The organism is Fulvimarina manganoxydans (assembly GCF_900176465.1).
Classification (GTDB): domain Bacteria; phylum Pseudomonadota; class Alphaproteobacteria; order Rhizobiales; family Rhizobiaceae; genus Fulvimarina; species Fulvimarina manganoxydans.
This window is the reverse complement of the sequence record NZ_FWXR01000005.1, coordinates 100145-125534: the sequence shown is the minus strand read 5'-3', so window position 1 is coordinate 125534 and position 25390 is coordinate 100145. Positions and strand designations below refer to the sequence as shown.

The window sequence follows — 25390 nt, the reverse complement described above, 5'->3', positions numbered from 1 at the left end:
TCGTCCGACGCGCCATAACTCTCTGATAACGCGCCGGGTTCTCGCAAAATCGGTATCCACTTTTTCGCCCGGCGCTCTAGAGCGAAATGCGATCAATTGGGATCGCCATTTCGCTCTAAACCTTTGTTTTGCCGCATGATGTAATCGGAAAAGTCATGCAACTTTTCCGCATCATGCTCTAGCCCAACAGATCGGCGGGGCGGATCGGGAAGCGGCGCAGGCGCTTGCCCGTCGCATGCCAGATCGCGTTGGCGATCGCCCCGCCGGTGCCGGTGATGCCGATCTCGCCGACGCCCTTGATGCCCAGCAAATTGACGAGCTGATCCTCCTCATGGACGAGGATCGCCTCTAGGGAGGGCACGTCGGCATTGACCGGCACGTGATACTCGCCGAAATCGCCATTGACGATGCGGCCCGAGCGCTTGTCCTGGATGCCCTCTTCGTGAAGGGCGAAGGAGACGCCCCAGATCATGCCGCCGAAAAGCTGGCTTTCGACGAGGCGCGGATTGATGATCCGGCCAGCGGCGAAGGCGCCGACGAGGCGTGTCGTGCGGATCTGGCAGAGATCGGGATCGATCTTTACCTCGGCGAAGACCGCGCCATGGGCATGCATGGCATAATGCTCCCGCGCCGCGTTGTCGCCGCCGGCCTTGCCGCGCGCCTCGATGTTGGAAAGCCCGGCGCGCTTCAGGATGTCGCCGAAGGCTTCGCCGCGGCTTTCGTCGTCGCGGCGCAGGAGCTTTCCGTCGCGTGCGATCACACCGACATTGTCGGCCCCAAAGAGCGGCGAGGCTTCGTCCTCGGTCGCAAGATCAGCGAGCTTGGCGATCACCGCTTCGCCGGCCTTGTGGAGCGCCATGCCGGCGGTCGCCGTATGGCCCGAACCGCCGGCAATACCCGCATTGGGAAGGTCCGAGGAGCCGGCATTGAAGGTGACGCGGGTCAGATCGAGACCGATCGCGTCGGCGGCGATCTGGGCGAGCGCCGTCCAGGCGCCCTGGCCCATGTCATGGGCGCCGGTCTCCATGACTCCTGAGCCGTCCGCACGGATCACCGCCCGCGCCTCTGCCTCGAACATCAGGGCCGGGAAGGTTGCCGTGCCCATGCCCCAGCCGACGAGAAGGCCATTCTCGTCGCGCATCGTGCGGGGTTCGCGCGGCCGATCCGCCCAACCGAAGCGCGCCGCCCCTTGCTCATAGCATTCCCGCAAGGCTTTGGACGAAAAAGGCAGGCCGGAGATCGGCTCGGCCTCGGCATAGTTCTTCAGACGAAATTCCAACGGGTCGAGGCCGGCCGTTTCAGCCGCCTCGTCGATGGCGCTTTCGAGCGCGATCGAGCCTGTCGCCTCGCCCGGCGCCCGCATGAAGAGCGGCGTGCCGGTGTCGACGCGCACCGCCTCGTGGGAGGTGCGGATCGCCGGCGCGGCATAGAGGGTGTGGGAGATGTCCGAGGCCGGCTCGAAGAAGTCGTCGAAGGTCGACGAGGCGGTGAGGGTCGCATGGTCGATGGCGGTCAGCTTGCCGTCTTGCCCAAGACCGATACGCAGGGTCTGGCGGGTCGGCGCACGATGACCGACGGGACCGAACATCTGCGGCCGGGTGAGGGCGAGCTTGACCGGCCGGTCGACGAGCTTGGCCGCCAGGATGCCGAGGATCTGCGCGCTGGACAGAAAGCCCTTGGAGCCGAAGCCGCCGCCGAGAAAGGGGCTGCGGACGAGGATCTTGTCGGGCGTGAGGCCGAAGAGGCCGGCAACACGCATCACCGCCATGGCGAGGCCTTGGCTGGGCGTGTCGATGACCAGCCGATCGCCCTGCCAATGGGCGACGACGGCGTGGGGCTCCATGGCATTGTGATATTGGGCAGGGGTCTCATAGACCGCTTCGAGTGTCCTGGCGGAGCCGGCGAGCTCGGCCTCGACATCGCCGGATTGGGCGCGGGCCGCATTGCCGGCGCCGACCTTTTCGGGCGCGAAGGGTTCGCCTTCGAGGCCGGTGCGGGCCTGCTCCGTCTCATAGGTCGGGGCAAGCAGGCGGGCACCCTCGGTGGCCGCTTCGAAGGTTTCTGCGATGACCACCGCGATCGGCTGGCCGGCATAGCGGACCCGATCGTTCTGCAGGAGGTCCAGGCGGAACATGAAGGGGTTGGACTTCTCGTCCGGATCGCTCGCCAGCGCCGGGCGATTGCCCGGCACCATCACGTCGACGACGCCCGGATGGGCCTTGGCGGCTTCCACATCCAGATGGGTGACGCGGCCGCGCGCGATCGAGGCGACGGCGAGGACGGCATGGAGAAGGCCGTCGGGATTGTTATCGGCGGCATAGCGCGCGCCGCCGGTCACCTTGAGGAGGCCGTCGCGCCGGGTGAGCGGCTGGCCGATATTGGAGCCGTGGCGCTGATGCGAACCGGCGGAAAGGGTCGGGATATCAGACATGGGCGACACCGTTGGCTGATGCGCCAGGTAAGGGCGCGAAGGGGGAAGCGGGCAGGGCCGGCATCTCTGTCGGCGTGCCGGCGCTCGCAAGGGTGAGCGCACGGGCGACGATACGTCGTCCAAGCTCGATCTTGTCGGCATTGTCGCCTGAGGGCTTGGCCTCGGCGAAGGCTTCACGCGCGGCCTTTTCAAAGAAGGCGGGCTCGGCTTTCATGCCTTTCAGAACGGCTTCGGCCGATTTAGCCCGCCAAGGCTTGGCGGCGACGCTGCCGATAGCAATGCGGGCTTCTGCGATCACACCGTCTTCGAGGCGAAGCATAGCGGCGGCCGAGACGAGCGCGAAGGCGTAGGAGGTGCGCTCGCGCAGTTTCAGATAGCGCGAATGAGCGGCAAAGCCGGCTGCTTCCGCCGGCAGGCGGATCGCGACGACCAATTCGCCGGGGGCAAGCACAGTCTCGATGTCCGGCCGGTCGCCGGGCAGGCGGTGGAAGTCCGTCAGCGCCACGTCCCGCGACCCGTCCGGCCCCTTGATCTCGACGATGGCGCCGAGTGCCGCGAGGGGAACGCAGAAATCGGACGGGTGGGTGGCGATGCAGGACGGGCTCCAGCCGAGGACGGCCTGGCCGGCATTTTCGCCTTCGAGGGAATCGCAGCCGGACCCCGGCTCGCGTTTGTTGCAGGCGCTCGCCGTGTCGTAGAAATAGCGGCAGCGAGTGCGCTGGAGGAGATTGCCGCCGACACTCGCCGCGTTGCGCAGCTGCGCCGAGGCTCCGGAGAGCAGCGCCTCGGCGACGGCCGGGAAGCGGGCGGCGAAGTCTTCATGATAGGCTAGATCGGCATTCTTGACGAGGGCGCCGATCCGCGTCGAGCCATCCTCCAGGGTCTCGATCCGGTCGAGGTCCGGGAGCTTCGTGATGTCGACGATCCGGTCGGGCCGCGTGATATTGCCCTTCATCAGATCGAGGAGATTGGTGCCGGCGGCGAGAAAGGCCGAGCCGGGTTGGCTTGCGGCGGCAATGGCCTCGTCGAGCGAGGTCGGGCGGATATAGTCGAACCGGTTCATGCCGCCTCTCCCGTTCGGGCTTCGCCCGCGCTCTTCTGAGCCTCGATGACGGCCTTGGTGATGCCGGCATAGGCGCCGCATCGGCAGAGATTGCCGCTCATCCCTTCGCGCACGCGCTCGGGGTCCGTTCCGGCATGGCCTTCCGCGATGAGGCCGACGGCGCTCATGATCTGGCCCGGCGTGCAGAAGCCGCATTGGAAGCCGTCATTCTCGATGAAGGCGGCCTGGACAGGATGCAGTTGGTCGTCCTTCGCCAGACCCTCGATGGTGGTGATCGATGCGCCGTCATGGGACAAAGCGAGGGCGAGGCAGGAATTGATGCGGCGACCGTCGACGAGAATGGTGCAGGCGCCGCATTGGCCGCGATCGCAGCCCTTCTTGGTGCCGGTCAGATGGAGGCGTTCGCGAAAGAGGTCGAGGAGCGTGACACGCGGATCGTCGAATGTGATCCGGCGCTCGACGCCGTTGATGGTCAGGCTGATGGAAAAATCCATGCGTTCACCCGTTCGATGATATGAGCAGGGACAAGCCGTGGGGTCGAGGGCTCGACGAGCGGTCGGTCGGCGGGCTTGTTCAAAATCGGTCTTTGATCGAGGCACACTATTGGCCGGGCGGGACAGGCATTTCGTGAATGGATGTCGCCGCCTGCGACAGGATATGCGGAGGGGTCCTCCGTTTTCAAGCGGTGAGATTAGAAAAGATCGAATGAAGAATAGGCGGGAAACAGAAGGCGAGGAGGGCCGCGTATCGAGGCCAGGCCGGAAGATGCGGGCCGATTCGATCCGCAACCGGGAACGGCTCATCGAAGCGGCGGCGGACGTCTTCCGGACGGGCGGCGGCGAGGCGAGCCTCGAGGCCGTCGCGCGCAAGGCTGGTGTCGGGATCGGCACACTTTATCGCCACTTTCCCAAGCGCGACGCGTTGTTTGAGGCGGTCTACCGCCGCGAGGTGGCCGAGCTGGCCGATCTCGCCGATCATCTGGCCGAATCTCACGAACCGGTGGAAGCCGTGCGGCTCTGGCTGCATGCCAATGTCGGCTTGGTCGCCACCAAGAAGGGCATGCTCGCGGCCCTCGCGATCGCCGCCGATGGCCGAACGGAGCTCTATGCCGAAAGCTTCGAGCGCCTGACGCGGGCGGTTGGCGGGCTGATCACGGCGGCGGTCGAGAGCGGGGCGATGCGGCCCGATATTTCGGCCGAAGAGGTTCTCTGGGCGCTGATCGGCATGTGCCATATGCGCAATCAGCCCGGCTGGCAGAGTGGTGTCCTAAAGCTCGTCGACGTGTTCGTGGACGGGTTGCGGATGTGTGGCGGAGCCGAGCCGAGCGGCGCGAAGGTCTGAAGCCTCTGCGATTAGAGCGAAATGCGATGAATTGGAATCGCGATTTCGCACTCAGTGTTTGTTTCGCCGTATGATGTTCTAGCGCAGGCGCCGCTTCACCTCTGTCCCGAAGATCATCGCCCAATAGGGAACGCCGTCCGAGCCTGTGGCGGCGGCAAAGCCCATCTCGGTGACGCGCGGGTTCAAGATGTTCTTGGCGTGGCCGGAGGAGCCTTTCCAGCCTGTCATGGCGGCGGGCGTGTCGGCATAGCCATAGGCGATGTTCTCGGCGACCGCGCCCCAGTCATAGCCATAGACGGCGACGCGCTTCGACAAGGCGCCTTCGACCGAATGGCTCATCGATCCACGCGCCGCCATGGCCCTCGCCTGGCGCTCGGCCGCCTGATCGAGCCGGCTGGAATAGGTCAGTGGTCCAAGGCCTTTGGCGGCACGGAAAGCATTGACGCTGGAGAGAGCATAGCCACGATCGGTGCCGATCGGTCGCGTCGAGGAAATATCGACCGAACCCGGCGCGCCGCCGGCGCAGGCGGTCAGAAGAGTCAGGAGGAAAAGGGCGGCGAGCTTGATCGCATGGCCGAGCGCCGTGTTTCGCTCGAAAAGCGCGCTGGCCCTGGTGGCTTGATGTGTCGTCATGGCTTATCCTTCTTGATCGAACCCGTTCTTGCCGACGGTCTCCGGTTCTTCGGCCTGGTTTCATCGGCATGGCCCGTCGTCATCGGGATCGATCAAGGCCTCTCGGGTGGCATTTTTAGGGAGCACTTATGATCGAACTCTATACTTGGACGACGCCGAACGGTGAAAAGCCCGTGATCATGCTCGAAGAGTGCAAGCTCTCTTACGAGATGCATCTCGTGGATATCGGCAATGGCGAGCAGCATTCGGACCGCTTCAAGGCGATCAATGCGAACGAGAAGATCCCGGCGTTGGTCGACCGCTCGATGGGCGGCTATTCGCAGCCCGTCTTCGAGTCGGGCGCGATCCTCATCTATCTCGCTGAACTGACCGGGAAATTCCTGCCGCAATCGACGCGCCATCGCTCGCAATGCTTTTCCTGGGTCTTTTTCCAGGTCGGCCATACGGGACCGATGATTGGTCAATATCATCACTTCAATTCGGCGGCGCCGGAAAAGATCGACTATGCGATCGAGCGCTATCGGAAGGAGTCGCGTAGAGTCTTGGGGGTGCTCGACGGGCATCTGGCGAACAATGCCTATCTGGCGGGCGACTATACGATCGCCGACATGATGCATTACAGCTGGGCGCGCATCGGCCTGAAAGAGCTTGCCGAGGACGGCGAGTTTCCGTCCCTGCGCCGCTGGGCCGAGACCATCGGCGCGCGTCCGGCAGTGCGCTTGGGCCTTGAGAAACTGCAGACGGCGAAAGACGCACGCGGCTAATGCGATTTCTGTTTCTGGGCGACATGGTGGGCCGCACGGGCCGCCATGCCGTATTCGAGGCTTTGCCGGATCTGATCGCAGATTACCGGCTCGATTTCGTCGTCGTGAACGGGGAGAACGCCGCCGGCGGTTTCGGCATCACCGAGGATATCTTCCGGGCGACCCTCGAAGCCGGCGCCGATGTGGTGACGACAGGCAACCATGTCTGGGATCAGCGGGAGGCTTTGCATTTCGCCCCCAACGAGCCGGCCTTTCTGCGTCCTCTGAACTATCCGAAGGGCACGCCAGGGCGCGGTTCCGGCCTTTACGAGGCGCGCAACGGCGCGCGCGTTCTCGTCGCCAACATCATGGGCCGGGTTTTCATGACGCCCGATCTGGACGATCCTTTCGCCGCGGCGAGCGATCTCATCGAATCCTGCCCGCTCAACGAACAGGCCGACGCCATCATCGTGGATTTCCACGCCGAGGCGACGAGCGAGAAACAGTCCATGGCCCATTTCCTCGATGGGCGGGCGAGTGTCGTCGTCGGCACCCACACCCATGTGCCGACAGCCGACCATCAGATTCTCGCCCATGGCACGGCTTTCCAGTCCGATGCCGGCATGTGCGGCGACTATGATTCCTCGCTCGGCATGGAGAAGGAGGAGCCGCTGAACCGGTTCCTGACCAAGGTGCCCAAGGGGCGCTTCGAGGCGGCGCAAGGGCCGGCAAGCGTCTGCGGTCTGGCCGTCGAAATCTCAGACCGTACAGGGCTGGCGGAGAAGGTCTCGCCCTTGCGCATCGGCGGCCGACTGAGCGAGATCCGGCCGGATTTTTGGTAAAATGGAGGCCGCCGCGAGGGATCGCGGCGGCCTTTTGAGCTTACGCCCTGGTCTGAGGCTCCAGGGTCGTCGACCAGAGTTCCTGATCGTCGGCATCCATCAGGCGCACGGTCATCGCTTCGCTCGCGCCATCGATCTCCACGAGGCCGAAGAATTGCAGGCCGGCCGAGGGCGGAAGGTTCGCCTTGCCATCTTCCGGAGCCTTCACGAAGCGAACCTCCGGGCCGAAGGTCATGTCGAGCTCGCCCGGGCCGAAGGTCCCGGCATGGATCGGGCCGGAGACGAATTCCCAGAAGGGTTCGAAATCCTGGAAGGCGGCGCGATCGGGCGAATAGTGATGGGCGGCGGTGTAGTGAACGTCGGCCGTCAGCCACACCGTGTTGAGAATGCCCTCCTGCTTGATGAAGCGCAGCACCTCGGCAAACTCCATCTCGCGGCCTTTCGCGTCGCCATTGTCGCCATTGGCGACGGCTTCCCAGCGATCGCCGTCCTTCACGAGAAGGCCGATCGGCATGTCGGAGGCGATCACCTTCCAGGTGGCGTTCGACTTCGAAAGCGCGTCCTTCAGCCATGCGATCTGGCGGGCGCCCATCATGTCGCTGGCATGCGTGGGCTCGGTCTGGAGATTGTCGCTGTTGGGGCCGCGATAGGACCTCAGATCGAGGAAGAAGATGTCGAGGAGCGGTCCGTAATGGATGGTTCGATAGATCCGGCCCGGCTCTTCGGGAACATAGCGGATCGGCGTCATCTCGTGGAAGGCGACGCCCGACCGCGAGGCGAGCAGCATGACGTCCTTGACGCTGTAGCGCTCGTCCTCGGACAGGTCCTTGGAGGACGACCAGTTGTTGACAACCTCATGATCGTCCCACTGGAAGAAGGTGGGCGCGGCAGCGTTGAAGGCCTGCACGTTCTTGTCGAGGAGATTGTATTTCCACTGGCCGCGAAACTCGTCCAGCGTCTCGGCGACCTTGGATTTTTCGGGCGTGACGATGTTCTTCCAGACCGTGCCGTCTTCGAGCTCGACGGTCTCCTTCAAGGGGCCATCGGCATAGATCGTGTCGCCGGAATGGATGAAGAAATCGACGTCGTGATTGTTCATGGCGGCATAGGCCTTCATGCCGCCGCGGTCTTCGTCGATGCCCCAGCCCTGGCCGACGGTGTCGCCCGACCAGGCGAAGGAGATGTCGCGCTTTTGCGTTGGCGCGGTGCGGAAGCGCCCGACGATCCAGTCCGAGCCGGCGTTGGAATCGGTGAGGTCCGTCGCCATGGCGCGCCAGAAGATCGTCTGGTCGGACGGCAGGTCGGTCAGGAGACGCTTGACCGCGAGGTCGCTGGCTGGTGTGGCATCAATGCCGGCAAGGCGGGTCGGATCGGTAAAGCTCTCGGTCGTTGCCCATTCGAAATCGATCCGGGCCGGGCGATCGGCGCGCACCCAGGCCATGCCCGAGGTTGCGTCCACATCGCCGGACTGAACGCCATGGGTGAAGCTCGGCCGGCTCGCCGCGCGGCTGAGGCGGGGCATGGCGAGGCCGGAGGCGGCGACGATGCCGGTGGCGCCGGCCGACTGCAGGAAGCGGCGACGATCGAGGCGGGAGACGATGCGCATGAAAGGACGATCCTCATGTGAAAGCGGATCTCCTGTTTGCGCCTCGACCATGGCCGACAGTTTACAAGGATTTTAAAGTTTCATGTCGCCCGCCCGGGCCTTGCCGGGCAGGCGTTTGGCCGGCATTCATAGCCGGCTCGGTCGCATGATGGCTTTGTCCAGGTCAGCCGGCGGCAAAGCCCCGCTTGCGCATGAGCGCCTCCGGATTGGGCGCGCGACCCCGGAAACGTTCATAAAGGACGGCCGGGTCCTCGCTGTCGCCTGCCGAATAGATGTGATCATGGAGTTTGGCGGCGATTGCCGGCTCGAAGGGGTCGCCCGCTTCGCGAAACGCCTCGAAGGCGTCGGCGTCCAGTACTTCGGACCACATATAGCTGTAATAGCCGGCCGAATAGCCTTCGCCCGAGAAGATGTGGGCGAAATGCGGGCTGCGATGACGCATGACGATCGCGTCCGGCATGCCGATCCGCTCCAACGTCTCGCGCTCGATCTCCAAGGGCTTCGGCTCGATCTCGGCCCGCTCGTGAAGATCGAGATCGACGATCGCCGAGGCGGTGTATTCGACCGTGTCGAAGCCGGCATCGATCATCTGGGCGGCGATCACCTTGTCGACAAGCGCCTTGGGTAGCGGATCGCCTGTCTCCACATGCCGGGCGTGGGCTTCCAGGATGTCCGGCACCATCAGCCAGTGCTCGTAGAGCTGGGAGGGGAGTTCGACGAAATCGCGCGCGACCGCTGTGCCGGAGAGGGACGGCCAGGTGACGTCGGACAGGAGCCCGTGCAGGGCGTGGCCGAATTCGTGGAACAGCGTGCGGGCGTCGTCGAGGGAGAGAAGGGCCGGCGTGCCGGCGGGCGGCTTTGAGAAATTGCAGACATTGTAGATGATCGGGGTCTGACCCTCGCCCATCTTGTGCTGAGAGCGAAGCGCGCTCATCCAGGCGCCCGAGCGCTTGGAGGAGCGGGCGAAATAGTCGCCGAGAAAAATGCCCTTCAGCGCGCCGTCCCGGTCATAGACTTCGAAGCAGCGAACGTCGGGATGCCAGGCGGCAACGCCGCTCACCTCCTTGAAGCTGAGGCCGAAGAGACGCCCCGCGACATCGAAGGCCGCCTCGATCATCCGCTCGAGCGCAAAATAGGGCTTGAGAGCGCTTTCGTCGACGTCGAGATCGCGCAGGCGCCGCTTCTGGGCGTAGTAGCGCCAATCCGAGGCAAGGATGTCAGCGTTCTGGCCCGCCTCGCGCGCAAGATCGGCGAGAGCCGCCGCATCGGCCTTGGCTCGTTCGCGCGCCGGTTCCCAGACCCGCATCAAGAGGTCGCGGACATTCTTCGGCTCCTTGGCCATCTGATCGTCGAGCTTATAGGCAGCATAGCTCGCAAAGCCGAGAAGCGCCGCCTTTTCCTGTCGCAGTTTCAAGATCTTCGCCATGATGGCGCGATTGTCGCTCGGTCCGTCATTCTCGCCGCGCTTCGTCCAGGCCTCGAACGCCTTTTCCCGCAGATCGGCCCGATCGCTATAGGTGAGGAAGGGAACGACGAGCGAGCGCGACAGGGTCAGGACATGACCTGATTTTCCGCGGTCTTGCGCCGCAGCGGCGAGCGAGGAGACGAGCCAGCCGGGAAGGCCGCCCAGATCGTCCGGCCCGAGGTCGAGGCTCCAATCGGCCTCATCGGCCAGAATGTTCTGCGAAAAGCCCGTGCCGAGTTCGGAAAGCTCGGCGCCGATATCAGCAAATCGCGTGCGATCAGCTTCTGAGAGTTGGGCGCCCGAGCGCAGGAGGCCGCGATAGGTGCGCTCGAGAAGGCGGCGATCCTCCGGCGATAGGGCAGGCGAGGCCATCTCGCCGTCATAGACCGCTTCGACACGGGCAAAGAGCTGCGGGTTCAACGCGATCGCAGAGCCATGGCGCGAGAGCTCCGGCATGATTTCCCGCTCCAGCGCCTGGATGTCCTTGGTTGTCGACGTGCCGGCCACGACGCCGAAGAGGCGTGTGGTCTCGGCAAGATCGCGGCCTGCCGCTTCGAGCGCCGCGATCGTGTTCTCGAAAGTCGGCGTTTCGCTAGATGCCAGGATGGCCGCGATCTCCGAACGATGACGTGCCATGGCGGCGTGGAAGCGGTCACGAAACGCTGATGGCGACATGCTTCCCGCGAGAGCGATCAATGCCTGTGCGGAATTATCGCATAAGCCGGACTCCGGATGACGGTTCGACGGCGTGGATGAGAAAAATGAACGCATCTAAGTGCCTCTTACGTTAACTGCTCGAGATGAGAATCGTGTTTTTGAACCTAAGCGTTGGAAATACGCTTCCCAAGATCAAGGAAAGTTGATAATCCCCGATGAGATGTTTTGCTTCGCAGTGCAGCAATGCAACCTGAGGGATGTGAGTCCAATGCCCCACCTGGAACCCGGAAATTCACTAGGTTTTCTCATCACGGACGTATCCCGACTGTTCCGACAGATGTTGGAGAAGGCCGTGCTCGAGGCCGGACTGGAACTGACGCCTGGCGAGATCAGGGTTCTGTCTCACGTAATTCGCTATCAGGGCTCGCGCCAGGCCGTTCTGGCCGAGCGGATGGGCGTCGAGCCGATGACGCTCTCGGCCTATCTCGATCGCCTGGAAGTGCGTGGCTTGATCAAGCGCACGACCGATCCGAGCGACCGCCGCGCCAAGGTCATCCATAACACAGAAAAGGCCGAGAAGGTCCTCGCGGATGCCCGTCCGATCTCGCTCGACGTTTATGAGCGTGCAACGCACGGGCTTTCCGAAGCCGAGCGTGGCGAAGTCGAGAGACTGCTTCAGCGAATCCGCATGAACATGGCGAATGATCCGCTTGCAGCCGAAGAGCCGAGGACAACGGCAAGCAAACGCGCCCTTGCGATCTGATCGCCTTCTTCGCTGAGGGCCATCGCTTCTCTCCGCGGCCTTAGTTACGGGCCTGTCATTGGGGTTAAGCATCGCCGATGACAATTTGTCTACTCACCCTTCCTTCTCGGGAGCAAGCGTGTCCACGTTGCTCCGACCTCGCATGGCCACGCCGCGATGATTCGATATCGAACAAGCGGGTGCGAAAATGCGATATCTGACGATCATTCTCCAAACATTTGCTGATTATGTGGGCATCGCCTTGGCGATGATCGATCGTCTTCGAATGATGCCTTTTCGATTGGTCCTGGTCTCGCCGGGGGTGAGGTGCTGGCTTGCCAAAGCCAACGTGCGCCCATGAACCGGCCGCTTCCGCTCTTGTGTCGCGCCCTTCTCTTGATACACTCGGTGCCAACCAAGAACCGTGAGGCGCCGCTGAGACCGTTCCGGGTTTCGCGCGCCGGAGAGACCTTTTGCAAGACCAAGATGGAAGGGAGGCCCTTCGTCATACACCGGAACTGAGCAGAGACGCCGAAGGTGGGCCCAAGGGCAGCCCGAAACCAAAAACCGAGACTCCAGGCGGGGCCAAGAGCCTTCCGCCGTGGAAATCGAAGGATTGGTGGCAGCGCGATGGCGGCCGCCGAGCGGATGGCCGCAGGCCGCCCGCCGGCAAGGCGTCTGTTCGAACCGAGGACGATGCGTCCCACAGCCGCCCAAAAGGCGGTCAAGAGCAAACAGAACCGGCCGAAGGACGGCGTGATCCTTCGGACGACAGCGCGTGGCCTGCGATGGACGATCGTTCGTCGCGCCGTGGGACGCCGAACCAGAGCGACGAAGGGGCCCCAAACAGGGCGCCGACCAGAGCCGAGGCTGGCGACTCCGCTTCGGACCGGGTTTTAACCAAGCGTCAGAGACGTCGCCGTCGCAAGAGCGACAAGGCCGATCGCGCCAAGCAGGCATCGGCGGGCGAGGGCGTTCCGGCAAAAGTGGAACAATCCAAGCCCGGCGGTAAAACGCAAGGAGCGCAAACCGGGGCGCAGCCGCAGGAAGAGCCACGCGGAAAGCGAAAGGTGCGCCGCCGCGGACGCCGGCGTGCGCCGAGCGAGGATGCTGGTGGCGACCGTCAGGCGGGCGCCGGCCCCCAAACGCCGCAGCAAGTCGCAAATGCGGCGCCGGTTGAGGACAGCACGCCGCCGCCCGTCTATGCCGCGCTCGATCTCGGCACCAACAATTGCCGACTTCTCATCGCCGTCCCGACGCGCCCTGGGCAGTTCCGGGTCATCGATGCCTTCTCGCGCATCGTGCGTCTGGGCGAGGGGCTCGGCCGGACGGGCGCGTTGTCGCGCGGAGCGATGGACCGAGCCATCGCTGCGCTCTCGGTCTGCGCCCAGAAACTCGCGGCCCGCGATGTCGGACGGATGCGTCTCATTGCGACCGAAGCCTGCCGCGCGGCTGCCAACGGCACCGAATTTATCGAGCGGGTGACGCGCGAGACGGGGCTGAAGCTCGAGATCGTCAGCCGGGAGACCGAAGCGCGACTGGCCGTGTCCGGCTGCGGGTCGCTGGTCGATCGCTCGGCGCGCGGGGCGGTGCTGTTCGATATTGGCGGTGGCTCCTCGGAGATCGCGCTTCTCGATCTGAGGCCTGGTTTCACGCGACGGCTCGCAAGCCGCATCGTCGGCTGGACGTCGTTGCCGGTCGGTGTGGTGACGCTGGCCGAGCGTCATGGCGGGCGCAATGTGACGCCGGAGCTCTTCGAGACAATGATCCAGGAAACGGTCGATCTCATCGACCGTTTTCCGGGCCGCAATCGCCTGGCCGGGATCGTCGGCGGGCCGCGCTTCCATCTTCTTGGGACATCCGGCACGGTCACGACGCTGGCTGGCGTTCATCTCAATCTGGAGCGATACGACCGCCGGCAGGTGGATGGGCTTTGGCTGACGGACACCGAAGCCGACCATCTCGTCTCGACGATCGCGGGATGGAGTTTCGAGGAGCGGGTCGCCAATCCTTGTATCGGCAGCGACCGAGCCGATCTCGTGCTGGCCGGCTGCGCCATTCTTCAGGCCATTCGCCGCGTGTGGCCGGCAAAGACGCTGCGGGTCGCCGATCGGGGGCTTCGCGAGGGGCTTCTCACTGAAATGATGGTGGCCGACGGCGTTTGGCGCCGGCCCAATGCCCGGAGGGCGAAACGATGAGCGGACGCGGCGACGATCGCGGACTGACGGTCCGGGTGAAGAAGAAGCGCGGGGTGAAAGCCTCCTCGCGGCGGTGGCTGGAGCGCCAACTGAACGACCCTTATGTGCGCCGGGCGAAAGCGGACGGCTTCCGCTCGCGCGCGGCCTATAAGCTGATCGAGATGGATGATCGATTCCAGCTCTTGAAACCGGGGCAGAAGGTCGTCGATCTCGGCGCCGCTCCTGGCGGTTGGTGCCAGGTGGCGGCCGATCGGGTCGGCTCCACGGACGAAGAGGTGAAGGTCGTCGGGATCGACTATCTGGAGGTCGATCCGGTGCCCGGCGCCGAAATTCTACAGATGGACTTTCTCGAAGACGAGGCGCCGGATCGCCTGATCGAAACCCTGGGCGGCGAGCCCGACATCGTCATGTCCGACATGGCGGCGCCAACCACCGGTCATCGGCGGACGGATCACCTGCGCACGATGCATCTCTGCGAGGTCGCGGCCGATTTCGCCGTGCGCACCTTGAGGCCGGGCGGGCACTTTCTCTGCAAGACCTTTCAGGGCGGGACCGAGCGCGATCTTCTCGATCTCCTGAAGCGCAACTTCGCCTCTGTCCACCATGTGAAACCGCCCGCCAGCCGCGACGGCTCCGTCGAACTCTATCTCCTCGCCAAGAGCTTCAAGGGCCGGCGAGAGAGGGATAACGCCGAAGGCGAAGAGGACGAGGACGCCGGGCCGCTCGGCTGAAGGACCTTGGAAGTGCTATTCGGCGGCCGGCACCTTGCGGCCGGCAACCTCGTCGCCGGCTTCACGCGGGAGGCCTAGAAACACCAAGGATGCGGCTGCTGTGACCGCACCGACCGCGAAGAAGGCAGCCGAGAAATCGGCGAGGCTCGACGTCTCGCGCCCCGAGATCAGCATGCCGGCTTCCAGAATGCCGCCGGCAAGTGCGACGCCGGTCGCGATCGATACCTGCTGGAACGCGCCCATCATGGCCGTCGCATCCCCCGTCGCGCGGGTCGGCACATCGGCGAAGGCGATGGCGTTGATGGAGGTGAAGAACAGCGAGCGAAAGAAGCCGCCGACGAGAAGTAGAATCAGCACGATGACAACATGCGAGTCCGGCCGATAGAGCCCGAGACAGGCCGTCAGAGATCCGCCGATCAGGGCCGTCGCCACCAGGGTCGGACGGAAGCCGAAGCGCTTCAAGGTCGGCTTGGCCAAGAGTTTCATCGCCATCGCCCCGCCGATCGAAACGCAGGTGACGAGGCCCGATTGAAGCGGGGTATAGCCGAAGCCGAGTTGCAGCATCAAAGGCAGGAGAAAGGGCGTCGCTCCTGCGCCGATGCGGAAGAAGGCGCCGCCGAGAACAGCCGCCCGCAAGGTGCGGACCCTGAGGAGAGAGAGTTTCAAAAGCGGCTCTTCGGTCCGGCGCGCGTGACGGACATAGAGGCCGGCGCAGACGAGACCGATCGCGGCGGTCACCACGCCGACGACCGGCGGCAGGGCCGGAAGCGAGACGATCGAGCAGCCGAAGACGATGCCGGAACAGGCAAGGCCAGAAAGGACGAAGCCACGTCCGTCGAAATGGATGCCGCGCACACGCTCCACCTTTGGCAGATAGCGCGTGGCGAGAAGGATGCCGATGATGCCGATCGGCAGGTTGATCAGGAAGATCCAGCGCCAGTCCGCATAGGTCGCGATGGCGCCACCGAGCGGCGGCCCGATCAACGGGCCGATCAATGCTGGAATGGTGAACCAAGCCATGGCGGCGACGAGATCGGATTTCGGCACGGCCCGCACCAGAAGCAGGCGTCCGACCGGCGTCATCATGGCGCCACCCATGCCCTGAACGAAGCGGGCGATGACGAAATCCTCGAGTGAGCCCGAGATCGCGCAGGCGAGCGATCCGACGACGAAGACGGCAATCGCCAGGCGAAAGACAAGCTTCGGCCCGAAGGCGTCGGCGATGCGCCCCGAGATCGGGATAAAGACGGCGAGCGCCACATAATAGCTCGTCAAAGCGAGCTTGAGGGCGATCGGGCTCGTTCCGATATCGGCGGCGATCGCCGGCAGCGATGTGGCAATGACCGTCGAGTCCATATTCTCCATGAACAGGGCGACGGCCAAGACGATCGGAACGATCCGGTCCACGGGTCAAACTCCAGGCAATGGAAGCAAGGCTCGAGGAAGGGCAGCGCGAAGCGCGTGCGGCGAGCCGGGACAGGCCCTTCACATAAGGCAGGCCTGCGGGCGAGGACAGGCCTCCGCCGCCCCTTGGCGCGGCAAATGCTCACAATTGGCTGATTGAGCCTTGGCGAACGAGTGGGGTGGCCCATTCTTCGCGCTCGTATGGGCGCTGGAGCGCCGGGTGAAGAAGAGCACCACCGCTTCTTTCGTCTCGTTGCGCTTTTGCAAGGGGAGTTATGGGCATCGAGGCGGTCTCCATCGATCGCTCTGGTGCCCTGCGGCAGGACGTTGCCGGACCCTTTGTTGCTTTGATGCGGGTGATTGCCCGATTTGGTTTGGCCGGTGCCCGATCGTAGACGATTTTATGGGGATGGGAGAGCAAGACATGACCACCACCGACAGAAACGAGCCGGGACGCAACAAGGCCAACGGCCTGACGCGTCGGACCGCACTGATGGCCGGGCCCGCGCTGGGCCTTGCCGCGAGCGGCCTCGTCGGCAGGGCGAGCGCACAGGATGCGGGTGCCGCCAACAGGGAAGCCGAAGCCGATACGGAGCGCGCACGCATGATGACACCCGGCTGGAGCCGTTTCGAGCTCGGAGATGCGCGGGTAACGACCGTGCTCGACGGTCTTCGCCCGGGTGAGGGGCCATACCCGACCTTCGGCATGGATCAGAGCCAAGAGGCCATGGGCGAATTGATGCGGGCCAATTTCCTGCCGGAGACCCGCTTCGTGAACGGCTTCACGCCGACGCTCGTCGAGCTCGACGACAATCTCATCCTCTTCGATACCGGCTTTGGCGAAGGCGGCCGCGAAAACGGTTTCGGCAAGCTGGAAGAGCGAATGAAGGCGGCCGGCTATGGACCGGAAGCGGTAACGATCGTCGTTCTCACACATTTCCATGGCGACCACATCATGGGCCTGACGCGGGCCTCCGGCGAGCCGACTTTTCCCAATGCTCGCTATGTCGCCGGCCAAAAGGAATGGGATTTCTGGACCTCGGACGAGGCGAAGAACGGCGAGCGGGCCGAAAGCGCCGCCCTGGTGGAACAGAAGGTCGTGCCCTTCAGGGACAAGATGACCTTCCTCGAGGATGGCGACGAGGTCGTCTCCGGCATTACGGCGATGGAAGCGATCGGCCATACGCCCGGCCACATGATCTTCGAGGTCGCGTCCGGCGGCGAGCGGCTGATGCTGACGGCCGATACGGCGAACCATTTCGTCGCCTCGCTGCAGAAGCCCGAATGGCATGTGCGCTTCGACATGGACAAGGACATGGCCGCCGAAACCCGCAAGCGGGTCTTCGATCGGATCGCCGAGGAGCGTCTGCCTTTCATCGGCTATCACATGCCGTTCCCGGCCGTCGGCTATGTGGAGAAGCTCGCCGATGGCGGCTATCGCTTCATTCCGGAGAGCTATCAGTTCGAGGTGGAGAAGGAGGCTTAGAGCGGCACGCTCTCGATGATCGTCGGGCTCACTCGCCGCTCATGGCGCGGGTGAAGCGTTCGCGGAAATCGTCCATCCGGAAGGCCGCCGGGCCTTCCGGCGGGATCATGCCCCTGGCAAAGCCCCAGTCGGCGATGCGGTTCAGGACCGCCGGATCGTCGGCGATCACATGGATGGGCACGTCTCGCGAGGCATCGGGGCCGGTGATGATCGAGGCAGGCTGGTGGTCGCCGAGCACGATGAAGACCGTATCCTTGCCGAAACGGGACACATAAGAGCCGATCGTCTCCAAGGCATAATCGATCGATTTCGCATATTGCAGGCGAACCCGCTCAGGATCCGCCCAGACCACGGAGGGCGGATCGCCGGCCTTGGCCTGTTCGTCGAAGATGCTGCCGTCGCCGACCGCTTCCCAGGGCACGAGATGGGGGATGGGCGTCCAGGGCGCATGGCTGGAGATCAGAGCGACTTCGGCCATGACGGGCTCATCGAGCGCGCGTCGTTTGTCTTCAAGGGCTGCGAGGGTGAACTGGTCCGGCATCGTTACCCAGTTGAAGGGCAGGCCCCGATAGTCGAGGGCAGCCGCCGGATAGGCCTCGTCATAGCCGAACCAGCCGGCCTCAGGCCAATCCATGGTGATCGCCGGCATAACCGCGATGGTCGACCAGCCGCTTCTCTGGAACAGGCGGTTGAGGCTCTCGCGGCGGCTCGCGATCAAGCGATCGTAGCGGGCCTGATCGTCAGTCCAAAGGCCTGACAAGAGCGTCCCATGGGCAAGCCAGGATTGGCCGCCCATGGTCGGCGAGGTGACCCAGCCGCTTCGGATGCCATAGCCCGTCCCGGTAAGCTGCGCCTCGACCGATCGAAGGCGATCGGTGGTCTGGGACGCATAGCGCGGATCCTCGACGACGCTGCGCCCATAGGATTCGACGAAGAGGATCACGACATCCTTGCCGGCCAGCGCCGAATACCGGGCGTCGGCGGGAAGATCCGCCAGCGGATCGTCGCCGAGCTTCTCGTTGAAGGCAGCGAGATCACGCAAGGATGTCTGCATCAGCGCCAGGCGCTCAGTCAGAAACGGGACGGCGTTCGAGGTCAGCCGTGGCGAGCCCGAGATTGAGAGGAAGGCTGCGCCGACGACAAGGACGATGAGCGAGACAAGTGCGATCGGCCGGCGCGCCGAGGCCGGCAGACGAGCCAGGCCCAGAAGGCCCCAGGCGATCGCAAGACTGGTCGAAAACCATAGGACGAGGGCGCCGACGATCGCCGCGATCGCCGAGGACAGGCCGATCGTTCCGGTCAATAGGTGCCAGCCCGCCACCATGATCGGTACGTCGACCATCGGATTGAAGGGGCGTGAAAAGGCTGAGAAAGTGCCGAGGTCGGCGAGTTTCAGAAAGGTCGAAAGGCCGGTGAAGAGCGCGACCGCCAGGACGCTCCAGGCAAAGGCCCGACCACGCAGGAGGCAGAGAGCGAACAGGATCGCCGGCACTTCCAGCGGCAGGCGCCAGAGGCGCTCGACGGTGAGGCCGGCGGGATGGGACGGCAGGATGAGGGCCGCGAAAAGAAGCAGGATCGCGAGGGTGAGGCGCAACGAGGCGCGTAAGAGCGGTCGGCGCCGGGCGCGATCGCCAAATGTTTTCTGCGGCGGCAGAGGCCTTGCCGGCATAGTGGCGTGGGTTTGGGCGATCACTTGCGCTTCATCGCCGCTTGCAGGGGCGAGGCGCTTGCGCGAAGGAGGGGCCGACAGGGGAGCCATGGCGTCGATCATCCCCGAGTGATGCCGCCGAGGCAGCCTATCCGCAAGGGTGCGACGGAATTGAATTGGAGCCGCCTCTTGGTCACGATGCCGCAGTCCGCCCTGTCGATCCTGCGGATCGCCGTTCCGATCCTCATTCTCGGGGCGCTCGCTCTGACCCTTGATGTGGACGAAACGGCCAAGGCGTTGTCGGCGTCGGACCCGCTTCTCATCGGTGCGGCGATTCTCGCCGTCGAGGTTCAGATCGTCGTCTCGGCCCTGCGCTGGCGTTTCACCTCGGCCCGACTTGGTCAGCCGATCGGGCTGTCTCGCGCGGTGGGCGAATATTATCTAGCGTCGCTTCTCAATCAGGTTCTGCCCGGTGGGGTCGCGGGCGATGCGGTGCGCAGCATCCGCTCGGCCCATGGCGCGAGAGCCGAGGATACTGGTGGCGGGGCCGGGCTGCGGGTCAGCGTCCAATCGGTGATGCTGGAAAGGCTCTCGGGGCAGATTGCGCTATTTTTTGCGGCGGGGATCGGGCTTCTGGCTGCGCCCCTGGGGCTGGGTATCAGCCTGCCGAGCGAAAGCATCCGCCTTGTCGGAATCGTAGCGCTTGTGGCTGTGCTGGTCGGTCTCGGCGGATGGCTCAGCGCGCGATTTGCCAAGGGGCGGGTCAAAACGTTTCTCGAGACCTTCGGACCCGCGATCCGACAAGCCTTCTGGCGTCGCCGAGCCTTTCTGGTGCAAGCCATATCATCGCTGACGGTGGTGTTCGCCTATCTGGGGGCCTTCGCGGCTTGCGCCGCCGCGATTGGTCAGCCAATCGGGCTGGCCGCGACGCTGGCTCTCGTGCCGCTGGTTCTTCTCAGCATGTTGGTGCCGGTCTCGATCGCGGGATGGGGGCTTCGCGAGGCAGCGGCCGCCGCTCTCCTGCCATTTGCCGGCATGAATGCCGAGAGTGCGGTGGCCGCGAGCGTGCTTTACGGCCTTGTCTCGCTGGCTGGCGCGTTGCCCGGACTCTTCGTCGTCTTGCCATGGCCGTCTCTCACAAGCGCGACGATATCGACGCCGAAGGAATAAAGAAGAGCGGCAAAGCCGATCCATGCGATGGCGTCGCTGACCGGCGAGGTGAAGACCGGGGTCGCCAAGGCGCAGAGGATCGCGATCTGAAGAACGCAGACCGTCTTGCGCCGCATGGACGGCGCGAGCTCGCCCTTGAGCACGGGAAAGACTTCGGCCGCAGCCAGAAACAGGTAGCGCATCAAACCGAGGCCAAGAATGGCGACGCCGGTCTTGCCGCTCATGAAGACGAGGCCGGCGAGTACAAGGGCGAGTGCCGCGTCGACTTCCATGTCGTAGCGCGCGCCGAAGCGCGAGGCGGTGCCCTGGCGGCGGGCGAGCCAGCCGTCGAAGCCGTCGAGGCTCAGGCAGAAGACGGCGAGGCCAGCGACGAACCAGGCAAAGGCTTCGCTGACCGGCACGAGGGGAAACTGGGTCTCGACGATCAAGAGCGCAGCCAGAGCGGAGACGATGGCGGCGCGGAAGGTGGTGACGGTGTTGGCGAGACCGAAGATCGACGGGGTGTGGAAGGGCAGAAAGACAACCACGAAGCTCGCAATGGCACTGAAGATCGCCACGGAGACGAAAGCGAGCATGAAGGGCGAGCCATGCAGCAAGCCGATGCCGGCGCCAAGAGCCAGGGCCGTGACGCAGCCCGAGACGAGCGCGATCGCTGCGCCACCGCCGCGTGAAAAGAGATTAGGCGCCCGCCCATCCAAGGCAGACTGCGTCAGTCCAGCCGCCAGATCCGGCAAATCAACCAGACCTCGGGGAACGGACAGGGTCCTGGAACGCGCCGGCCGATAAGCCTGCCGCTGGTCCGTCCGATCACCCTCTACCACGTCACTCATCGTCGAATCTGTCCTAAACCCACAGTGCCGCCGGCCGCGAGCGCACTGTCATATTTCCTACATGTTTCCACGCCGGCCGATAGCTAAGCGCTGGTGATTTGGTTTCGATCCATGAGAACTCAGGACGAATTGAAGCACCGTCCCATCTGCAACTGGCGTGAAAGCTCTTGGTCCCAAGAGCGGAACGTGGCGAATTTGGGCGCTTGAGCGCCGCGTTCGACTGCGGTGGAGGCGGACTGGTCGGGCATTCCGTGACCGGTCGGAACGGACTGAGATCGCAGAGATTTTTCCGCCTCACAAGGCTGCGCGAGGCTCGTTTGTGAGAGCTTTGGTTTGAGGACTTTCCCTCACCAAGGGATGGGCGTTAATGCGATCTTCGCGCCGACCGGATTCTCGCGGGGCTCGCAAGATCGTGTTCGGCGAAGGCTGCGGGTCATAACCAAAATCGAGGGGCGAGAAGCTCTGTCTCAGGCGATGTCGTAAAAGGCTCGAATCGCTTCCCAGCCGTCCTCGGCCGTTTCGGCATAGGTGAGGAGGTCGAGATCGCCCGGCGCAATGGTGCCGAGTTCGGCAAGGGCCTCGATGTCAAGCACGCGCTGCCAGAACTCCCGGTGGAAGAGGATCACCGGGATACGCTGCATCTTCTTGGTCTGGATGAGGGCTAGGGCCTCGAAGAGTTCGTCGAGCGTGCCGAAGCCGCCGGGGAAGATCGCGATCGCCTTGGCGCGCTGCAGGAAATGCATCTTGCGGATCGCGAAATAGTGGAAGCCGAAGGAGAGCTCCGGCGTGACATAGCGGTTCGGCTCCTGCTCGTGGGGCACGGAGATGTTGAAGGCAATCGAGACGGCGCCGACATCCTTCGCGCCGCGATTGCCGGCTTCCATGACGCCTGGCCCGCCGCCGGTGGCGATGACGAATTCCTTGCCGCCGGAGGAATTGGCCGAATGGCGCGAGGCGATCTGCGCGAAACGACGGGCTTCGTCGTAATATTTCGAGGCTGCTTCCAGATTGCGCTTCTGGCTCTCGTTGCGCGCGGCCCAGGCTTCGGTGCCGGGCTCCGGGATTCGGGCGCCGCCGAAGAGAACGATCGTCGATCGAATTCCGGCCTCGATGAGATGGAGTTCGGGCTTCATCCATTCGAGTTGCAGGCGCAGGCCCCGCGTTTCCGCGCGGGTCAGGAAGTCGGGGTCGTCGAAGGCGAGTTGGCCCGCCGAGATGGGCGAAGCAGCATCTGGAGAGGAAGCCTCGCGCGCGCCCTCGACCTCGCTGCGCGATGACGGAAAAGGGTCCCAACCATGGGGATCGCGCGGGGTTGCGGGCATGATCGGCCTATTAAGTGTTTTGCTTTCAATCGCCGTCGATCTTGCCAGGATCGGCTGGCGCCAGGATGACCGGTTCGTACAATCCGATCGAGAGGTGTGGAAATTCGTCGCCTTTTCATGGGCGAACCGGTTTTCAGCGTCTTACGCAATGCTATAGGGTCCGCGCCGATCCGGTCCGGCGCGAGATCAGCGCTGGTTCCCATCCGACCCAGAATGAAGGACAGAGAGCCGATGAGCGCCGCAGAGCACGCCGCCCTGGAAAAGACGATCGAAGCGGCCTTCGAGGATCGCGCCTCGATCTCGTCGAGCACGAAAGGCGAGGTGCGGGACGCGGTCGAGACCGCGCTCGACATGCTCGACTCGGGCACGGCACGTGTCGCCTCGCGTGGGCAGGACGGCAACTGGACCGTGCATCAGTGGCTGAAGAAGGCGGTGCTTCTCTCCTTCCGCCTCAACGACATGCAGATCATCGAAGGCGGGGCAGGCGGCGCGACCTGGTGGGACAAGGTGCCGTCCAAATTCGCCGGCTGGGGCGAGAACCGGTTTCGGGATGCGGGATTCCGCGCCGTGCCCGGCTCCATCGTGCGAAAGGGCTCCTTCATCGGCAAGGACGTGGTTCTGATGCCGTCCTTCGTCAATCTCGGCGCCTATGTGGACGAGGGCTCGATGGTCGACGGCTGGGCGACGGTCGGCTCCTGCGCCCAGATCGGCAAGCATGTGCATCTTTCAGGCGGCGTCGGCATCGGCGGCGTTCTGGAGCCGCTGCAGGCCGGTCCGACGATCATCGAGGATGGCTGCTTCATCGGCGCGCGCTCGGAAGTCGTCGAAGGCTGCATCGTGCGCGAAGGCTCGGTCCTCGGCATGGGCGTCTATATCGGCAAGTCGACCAAGATCGTCGATCGCACGACGGGCGAAGTCTCTTATGGCGAGATCCCGCCTTATTCGGTGGTCGTCGCCGGTTCGATGCCGGGCAAGCCGATGGAGAACGGCGCGCCGGGGCCCAATCTCTATTGCGCCGTCATCGTCAAGCGCGTCGACGAACAGACGCGCTCCAAGACCTCGATCAACGATCTGTTGCGCAACTGAGTGCCAAGAGATCGGGCAGGTTTGAATGAAGCGGCTGTTTTCTCTCGGACTTCCGCTGGCGGCTTTTGCCGGCCTCCTCGGCTGGTTGCAGCCCATCCCGAGCCTGCCCGAGGGCCATGACGGGCTTTGCCGACTGGTGGAGACGCCGGTCGAAACGATCCTCTGCACGGTGCCCCTCGATCGCTACGCCTTGCGCCTTCGCGCGATCGGCGAAGACGGCCGGCCCTTCGAGACCTTCGAGAAGGCGCGGGAGGGCCTGGACGGCGAGCGCGTCCGGCTGATGATGAATGCCGGCATGTATCACGAGGATCGGCGGCCGGTCGGCCTCGCGGTGCAGGACGGGCAGCTTCTGAAAGAGGCTGTTCTCGGCAAGGGCACGGGCAATTTCTCGATGCGGCCGAATGGGATTTTCTTCATCGAGAATGGCCAAGCCTTCGTGCGCGAGACCGAGCGCTATCTGTCCGAAACCCATCGCCCGGAGCTTGCCACCCAGTCGGGTCCTATGCTTCTCGTCGAGGGCGCGGTCCATCCGCGCTTTATCGAAGGATCGGACAGCCGCTATGTGCGCAACGGGGTCGGCGTCAGCGCCGATGGTCGGACGGTTTTCTTGGCCGTGACGCGGCACCCGATCAATTTTTACGACTTTGCTTTGTTCTTCCGCGACACAGTCGGGGTCGAGAATGCCCTGTTTCTGGATGGGCAGGTCTGCAGCCTTTATTATCCTGGCGGCGGCGTGGATCAGCGCCGGGACCGCCTCGGTCCGATCTTGGCGGTCACGGAGCGTTGAGCGCACCTTTGCCGTTGCGGTCTTCGTCGTTGGATTTGCCTACGAGATCACGTTTTTAGCTGCTCAGATCAGGACGAGCGCCCGTTGCCTTCAGGCCGGAGGCGTCCGCCTTTCGCCGACGCCGTATCGGTCCGTTGCACGGTTTCGGTGGCTGCCTTGGGCGTTTCCGTCGCATCGGCGAGCTTTGCATCGCCGGCTTCGGTGGTCGCTGGTGCGGCCGATGCCTGGTCCGCTGCGGGCGCGGGCTTGGGGCGCGGCACGCCGTTCTGGCGTCCGCGCTCGGTTGCGGCATCGGCGGCTCTCGATGCCGGGGCATCCGTTGCCGGGCGGGAAGCCGGTGCTTCCGCGGTTTCGCGCGTTGTCGCCGGAACCGCGAGGGCCGGGGCGCGGCGGCGCTCGGCGAGCGCGGCCATATGCTGCTTGACCTTGGAGCAATAGGCCGAGGCCGACCGCGTCATTCGGGTCGCGCGGTGGCCACCCTTGTATTTCATTGCGGTCTGGCAGACATCGTGGCCGCCCTTTTCCCAGGCGCCCTTCAGATATTTCATGCCATAGGTCAGATTGGTGTCGGGATCGAGGAGATCGCTCGCCGAGCCGGCGAAACCGAGGCTGCGGGCCGTCGCCGGCTTGATCTGGGAAAGGCCATAGACGCCGGCGCCTCGGGCGTGAGGGTTATAGCGGCTTTCGACCTTGACGACGGCAAAGGCGAGTTCCGGCGGGATGCCGTTCTCTTCCGCATGGCGGACGATCATTTGGTCGATGGCTGCGCTGCCCGAAACGGTTCCGCTTTCGGCGACAGTCGTGAGGGCCAGGGCCTTTTCGCTCGAGATCTCCGCGCTTTCGCTCGTTGCCGATTCGCGCGGAGCGGCGCTCGGGATGGGCGCGGCCGCCAATTGCATTTGCGATTGCGCCGCCTCGCTCAGGAGGGCGCCCGAATCCGAAACGCATCCGGAAACGGCAAAGGGCATCAGGCCCATGAGCGCGAAGGCTGCGAGGCGGAGAGCGGGGAATCGCGAGGCGAGCGGCATCGAAGATGTCCAAACGTTAATGAGACGTGACCGAGTGTGGTCCGATCTCGGCAAAACGGAGGCAGGACGAGATAGCCGCCTCAAGAAGAGCACCGGCCGTTCGCTTTAGGGGCGACCCTGTGGCAGAGAGGCATCGAATGGCCCCGGCCGAAGGCGGCTCAGACCGCTCGCCGGGCC

The 25390-nt window shown here is 64.3% G+C and carries 21 protein-coding genes; 10 read left to right on the top strand and 11 right to left on the bottom strand.

The features are described from left to right. Positions 1-178 precede the first annotated feature (178 nt). From B9A15_RS08155 to B9A15_RS08145, 3 genes are read right to left on the bottom strand one after another with little or no spacing between them, the layout of a single operon-like run. Positions 179-2431 (bottom strand): xanthine dehydrogenase family protein molybdopterin-binding subunit, encoded by a 2253-nt coding sequence (locus tag B9A15_RS08155; protein ID WP_084409546.1) that lies wholly within the window; start codon positions 2429-2431, stop codon positions 179-181. Then, positions 2424-3494, bottom strand: a complete 1071-nt coding sequence (locus B9A15_RS08150; RefSeq protein WP_084409545.1) for an FAD binding domain-containing protein — start codon at positions 3492-3494, stop codon at positions 2424-2426. The genes B9A15_RS08155 and B9A15_RS08150 overlap by 8 nt, the downstream gene beginning before the upstream one ends. After that, the gene (locus B9A15_RS08145) at positions 3491-3988 is read right to left on the bottom strand and encodes a (2Fe-2S)-binding protein (protein WP_084409544.1); all 498 of its coding nucleotides are present in this window, start codon (positions 3986-3988) and stop codon (positions 3491-3493) included. The genes B9A15_RS08150 and B9A15_RS08145 overlap by 4 nt, the downstream gene beginning before the upstream one ends. Before the next feature lie 211 nt (positions 3989-4199). On the opposite strand from B9A15_RS08145, the gene B9A15_RS08140 reads away from it, so the two are divergent. Next, positions 4200-4835, top strand: a complete 636-nt coding sequence (locus B9A15_RS08140) for a TetR/AcrR family transcriptional regulator (RefSeq protein WP_084409543.1) — start codon at positions 4200-4202, stop codon at positions 4833-4835. A gap of 78 nt (positions 4836-4913) precedes the next feature. On the opposite strand, the gene B9A15_RS08135 is transcribed toward B9A15_RS08140, so the two are convergent. Next, on the bottom strand, positions 4914-5468 hold the full coding sequence (locus tag B9A15_RS08135; RefSeq protein WP_084409542.1) for a CAP domain-containing protein: 555 nt from the start codon (positions 5466-5468) through the stop codon (positions 4914-4916). A gap of 128 nt (positions 5469-5596) precedes the next feature. Here B9A15_RS08135 and B9A15_RS08130 point away from each other — a divergent pair, with 128 nt between their 5' ends. Together B9A15_RS08130 and B9A15_RS08125 are read left to right on the top strand one after the other, a co-directional pair. After that, positions 5597-6232, top strand: a complete 636-nt coding sequence (locus B9A15_RS08130; protein ID WP_084409541.1) for a glutathione binding-like protein — start codon at positions 5597-5599, stop codon at positions 6230-6232. Continuing rightward, positions 6232-7053, top strand: a complete 822-nt coding sequence (locus tag B9A15_RS08125) for a TIGR00282 family metallophosphoesterase (protein ID WP_084409540.1) — start codon at positions 6232-6234, stop codon at positions 7051-7053. Before B9A15_RS08130 ends, B9A15_RS08125 begins: the two co-directional genes overlap by 1 nt. Before the next feature lie 40 nt (positions 7054-7093). Here the strand turns inward: B9A15_RS08125 and B9A15_RS08120 are convergent, their stop codons facing one another. Further along, the gene (locus B9A15_RS08120) at positions 7094-8659 is read right to left on the bottom strand and encodes an alkaline phosphatase D family protein (protein WP_084409656.1); all 1566 of its coding nucleotides are present in this window, start codon (positions 8657-8659) and stop codon (positions 7094-7096) included. 163 nt (positions 8660-8822) lie between these two features. After that, positions 8823-10895, bottom strand: coding sequence for a M3 family metallopeptidase (locus tag B9A15_RS08115; protein ID WP_084409539.1), 2073 nt, complete (start codon positions 10893-10895; stop codon positions 8823-8825). A gap of 154 nt (positions 10896-11049) precedes the next feature. Here B9A15_RS08115 and B9A15_RS08110 point away from each other — a divergent pair, with 154 nt between their 5' ends. The 3 genes from B9A15_RS08110 to B9A15_RS08100 all read left to right on the top strand — a co-directional run bounded on the left by B9A15_RS08110 (position 11050) and on the right by B9A15_RS08100 (position 14452). Next, a complete protein-coding gene (locus B9A15_RS08110) occupies positions 11050-11544 on the top strand; it encodes a MarR family winged helix-turn-helix transcriptional regulator (RefSeq protein WP_084409538.1) in 495 nt (164 codons plus the stop codon). 767 nt (positions 11545-12311) lie between these two features. After that, positions 12312-13721 carry a Ppx/GppA phosphatase family protein gene (locus tag B9A15_RS08105; RefSeq protein ID WP_170923209.1) on the top strand — a complete coding sequence of 470 codons (1410 nt, stop codon included), beginning with the start codon at positions 12312-12314 and terminating at the stop codon, positions 13719-13721. Next, on the top strand, positions 13718-14452 hold the full coding sequence (locus B9A15_RS08100; protein WP_084409655.1) for an RlmE family RNA methyltransferase: 735 nt from the start codon (positions 13718-13720) through the stop codon (positions 14450-14452). The genes B9A15_RS08105 and B9A15_RS08100 overlap by 4 nt, the downstream gene beginning before the upstream one ends. Positions 14453-14467: 15 nt before the next feature. On the opposite strand, the gene B9A15_RS08095 is transcribed toward B9A15_RS08100, so the two are convergent. Next, positions 14468-15859 (bottom strand): MFS transporter, encoded by a 1392-nt coding sequence (locus B9A15_RS08095; protein WP_084409537.1) that lies wholly within the window; start codon positions 15857-15859, stop codon positions 14468-14470. Between the two features lie 421 nt (positions 15860-16280). Between B9A15_RS08095 and B9A15_RS08090 the strand changes: the two genes are divergently transcribed. Further along, the gene (locus tag B9A15_RS08090; RefSeq protein ID WP_139798271.1) at positions 16281-17342 is read left to right on the top strand and encodes an MBL fold metallo-hydrolase; all 1062 of its coding nucleotides are present in this window, start codon (positions 16281-16283) and stop codon (positions 17340-17342) included. A 28-nt stretch (positions 17343-17370) separates the two neighbouring features. On the opposite strand, the gene B9A15_RS08085 is transcribed toward B9A15_RS08090, so the two are convergent. Beyond that, positions 17371-19101, bottom strand: coding sequence for a sulfatase-like hydrolase/transferase (locus tag B9A15_RS08085; RefSeq protein WP_244556847.1), 1731 nt, complete (start codon positions 19099-19101; stop codon positions 17371-17373). A gap of 87 nt (positions 19102-19188) precedes the next feature. Here B9A15_RS08085 and B9A15_RS08080 point away from each other — a divergent pair, with 87 nt between their 5' ends. Continuing rightward, positions 19189-20160, top strand: a complete 972-nt coding sequence (locus B9A15_RS08080) for a lysylphosphatidylglycerol synthase transmembrane domain-containing protein (protein WP_244556860.1) — start codon at positions 19189-19191, stop codon at positions 20158-20160. Here B9A15_RS08080 and B9A15_RS08075 read toward each other — a convergent pair. Beyond that, positions 20061-20990, bottom strand: coding sequence for a CDP-alcohol phosphatidyltransferase family protein (locus B9A15_RS08075; RefSeq protein ID WP_084409535.1), 930 nt, complete (start codon positions 20988-20990; stop codon positions 20061-20063). The two genes, B9A15_RS08080 and B9A15_RS08075, sit on opposite strands and share 100 nt — an antisense overlap. 467 nt (positions 20991-21457) lie before the next feature. Next, positions 21458-22312: an LOG family protein gene (locus B9A15_RS08070; RefSeq protein WP_084409534.1), complete on the bottom strand. Its 855-nt coding sequence runs from the start codon at positions 22310-22312 to the stop codon at positions 21458-21460. 231 nt (positions 22313-22543) lie between these two features. Between B9A15_RS08070 and dapD the strand changes: the two genes are divergently transcribed. Together dapD and B9A15_RS08060 are read left to right on the top strand one after the other, a co-directional pair. Beyond that, complete coding sequence (gene dapD / locus B9A15_RS08065; RefSeq protein ID WP_084409533.1) at positions 22544-23398, top strand: 2,3,4,5-tetrahydropyridine-2,6-dicarboxylate N-succinyltransferase; 855 nt, start codon at positions 22544-22546, stop codon at positions 23396-23398. A gap of 25 nt (positions 23399-23423) precedes the next feature. Beyond that, positions 23424-24185 (top strand): phosphodiester glycosidase family protein, encoded by a 762-nt coding sequence (locus tag B9A15_RS08060; protein WP_084409532.1) that lies wholly within the window; start codon positions 23424-23426, stop codon positions 24183-24185. A gap of 68 nt (positions 24186-24253) precedes the next feature. Here the strand turns inward: B9A15_RS08060 and B9A15_RS08055 are convergent, their stop codons facing one another. Next, positions 24254-25213, bottom strand: a complete 960-nt coding sequence (locus B9A15_RS08055; protein WP_084409531.1) for a lytic transglycosylase domain-containing protein — start codon at positions 25211-25213, stop codon at positions 24254-24256. Positions 25214-25390 lie beyond the last annotated feature (177 nt).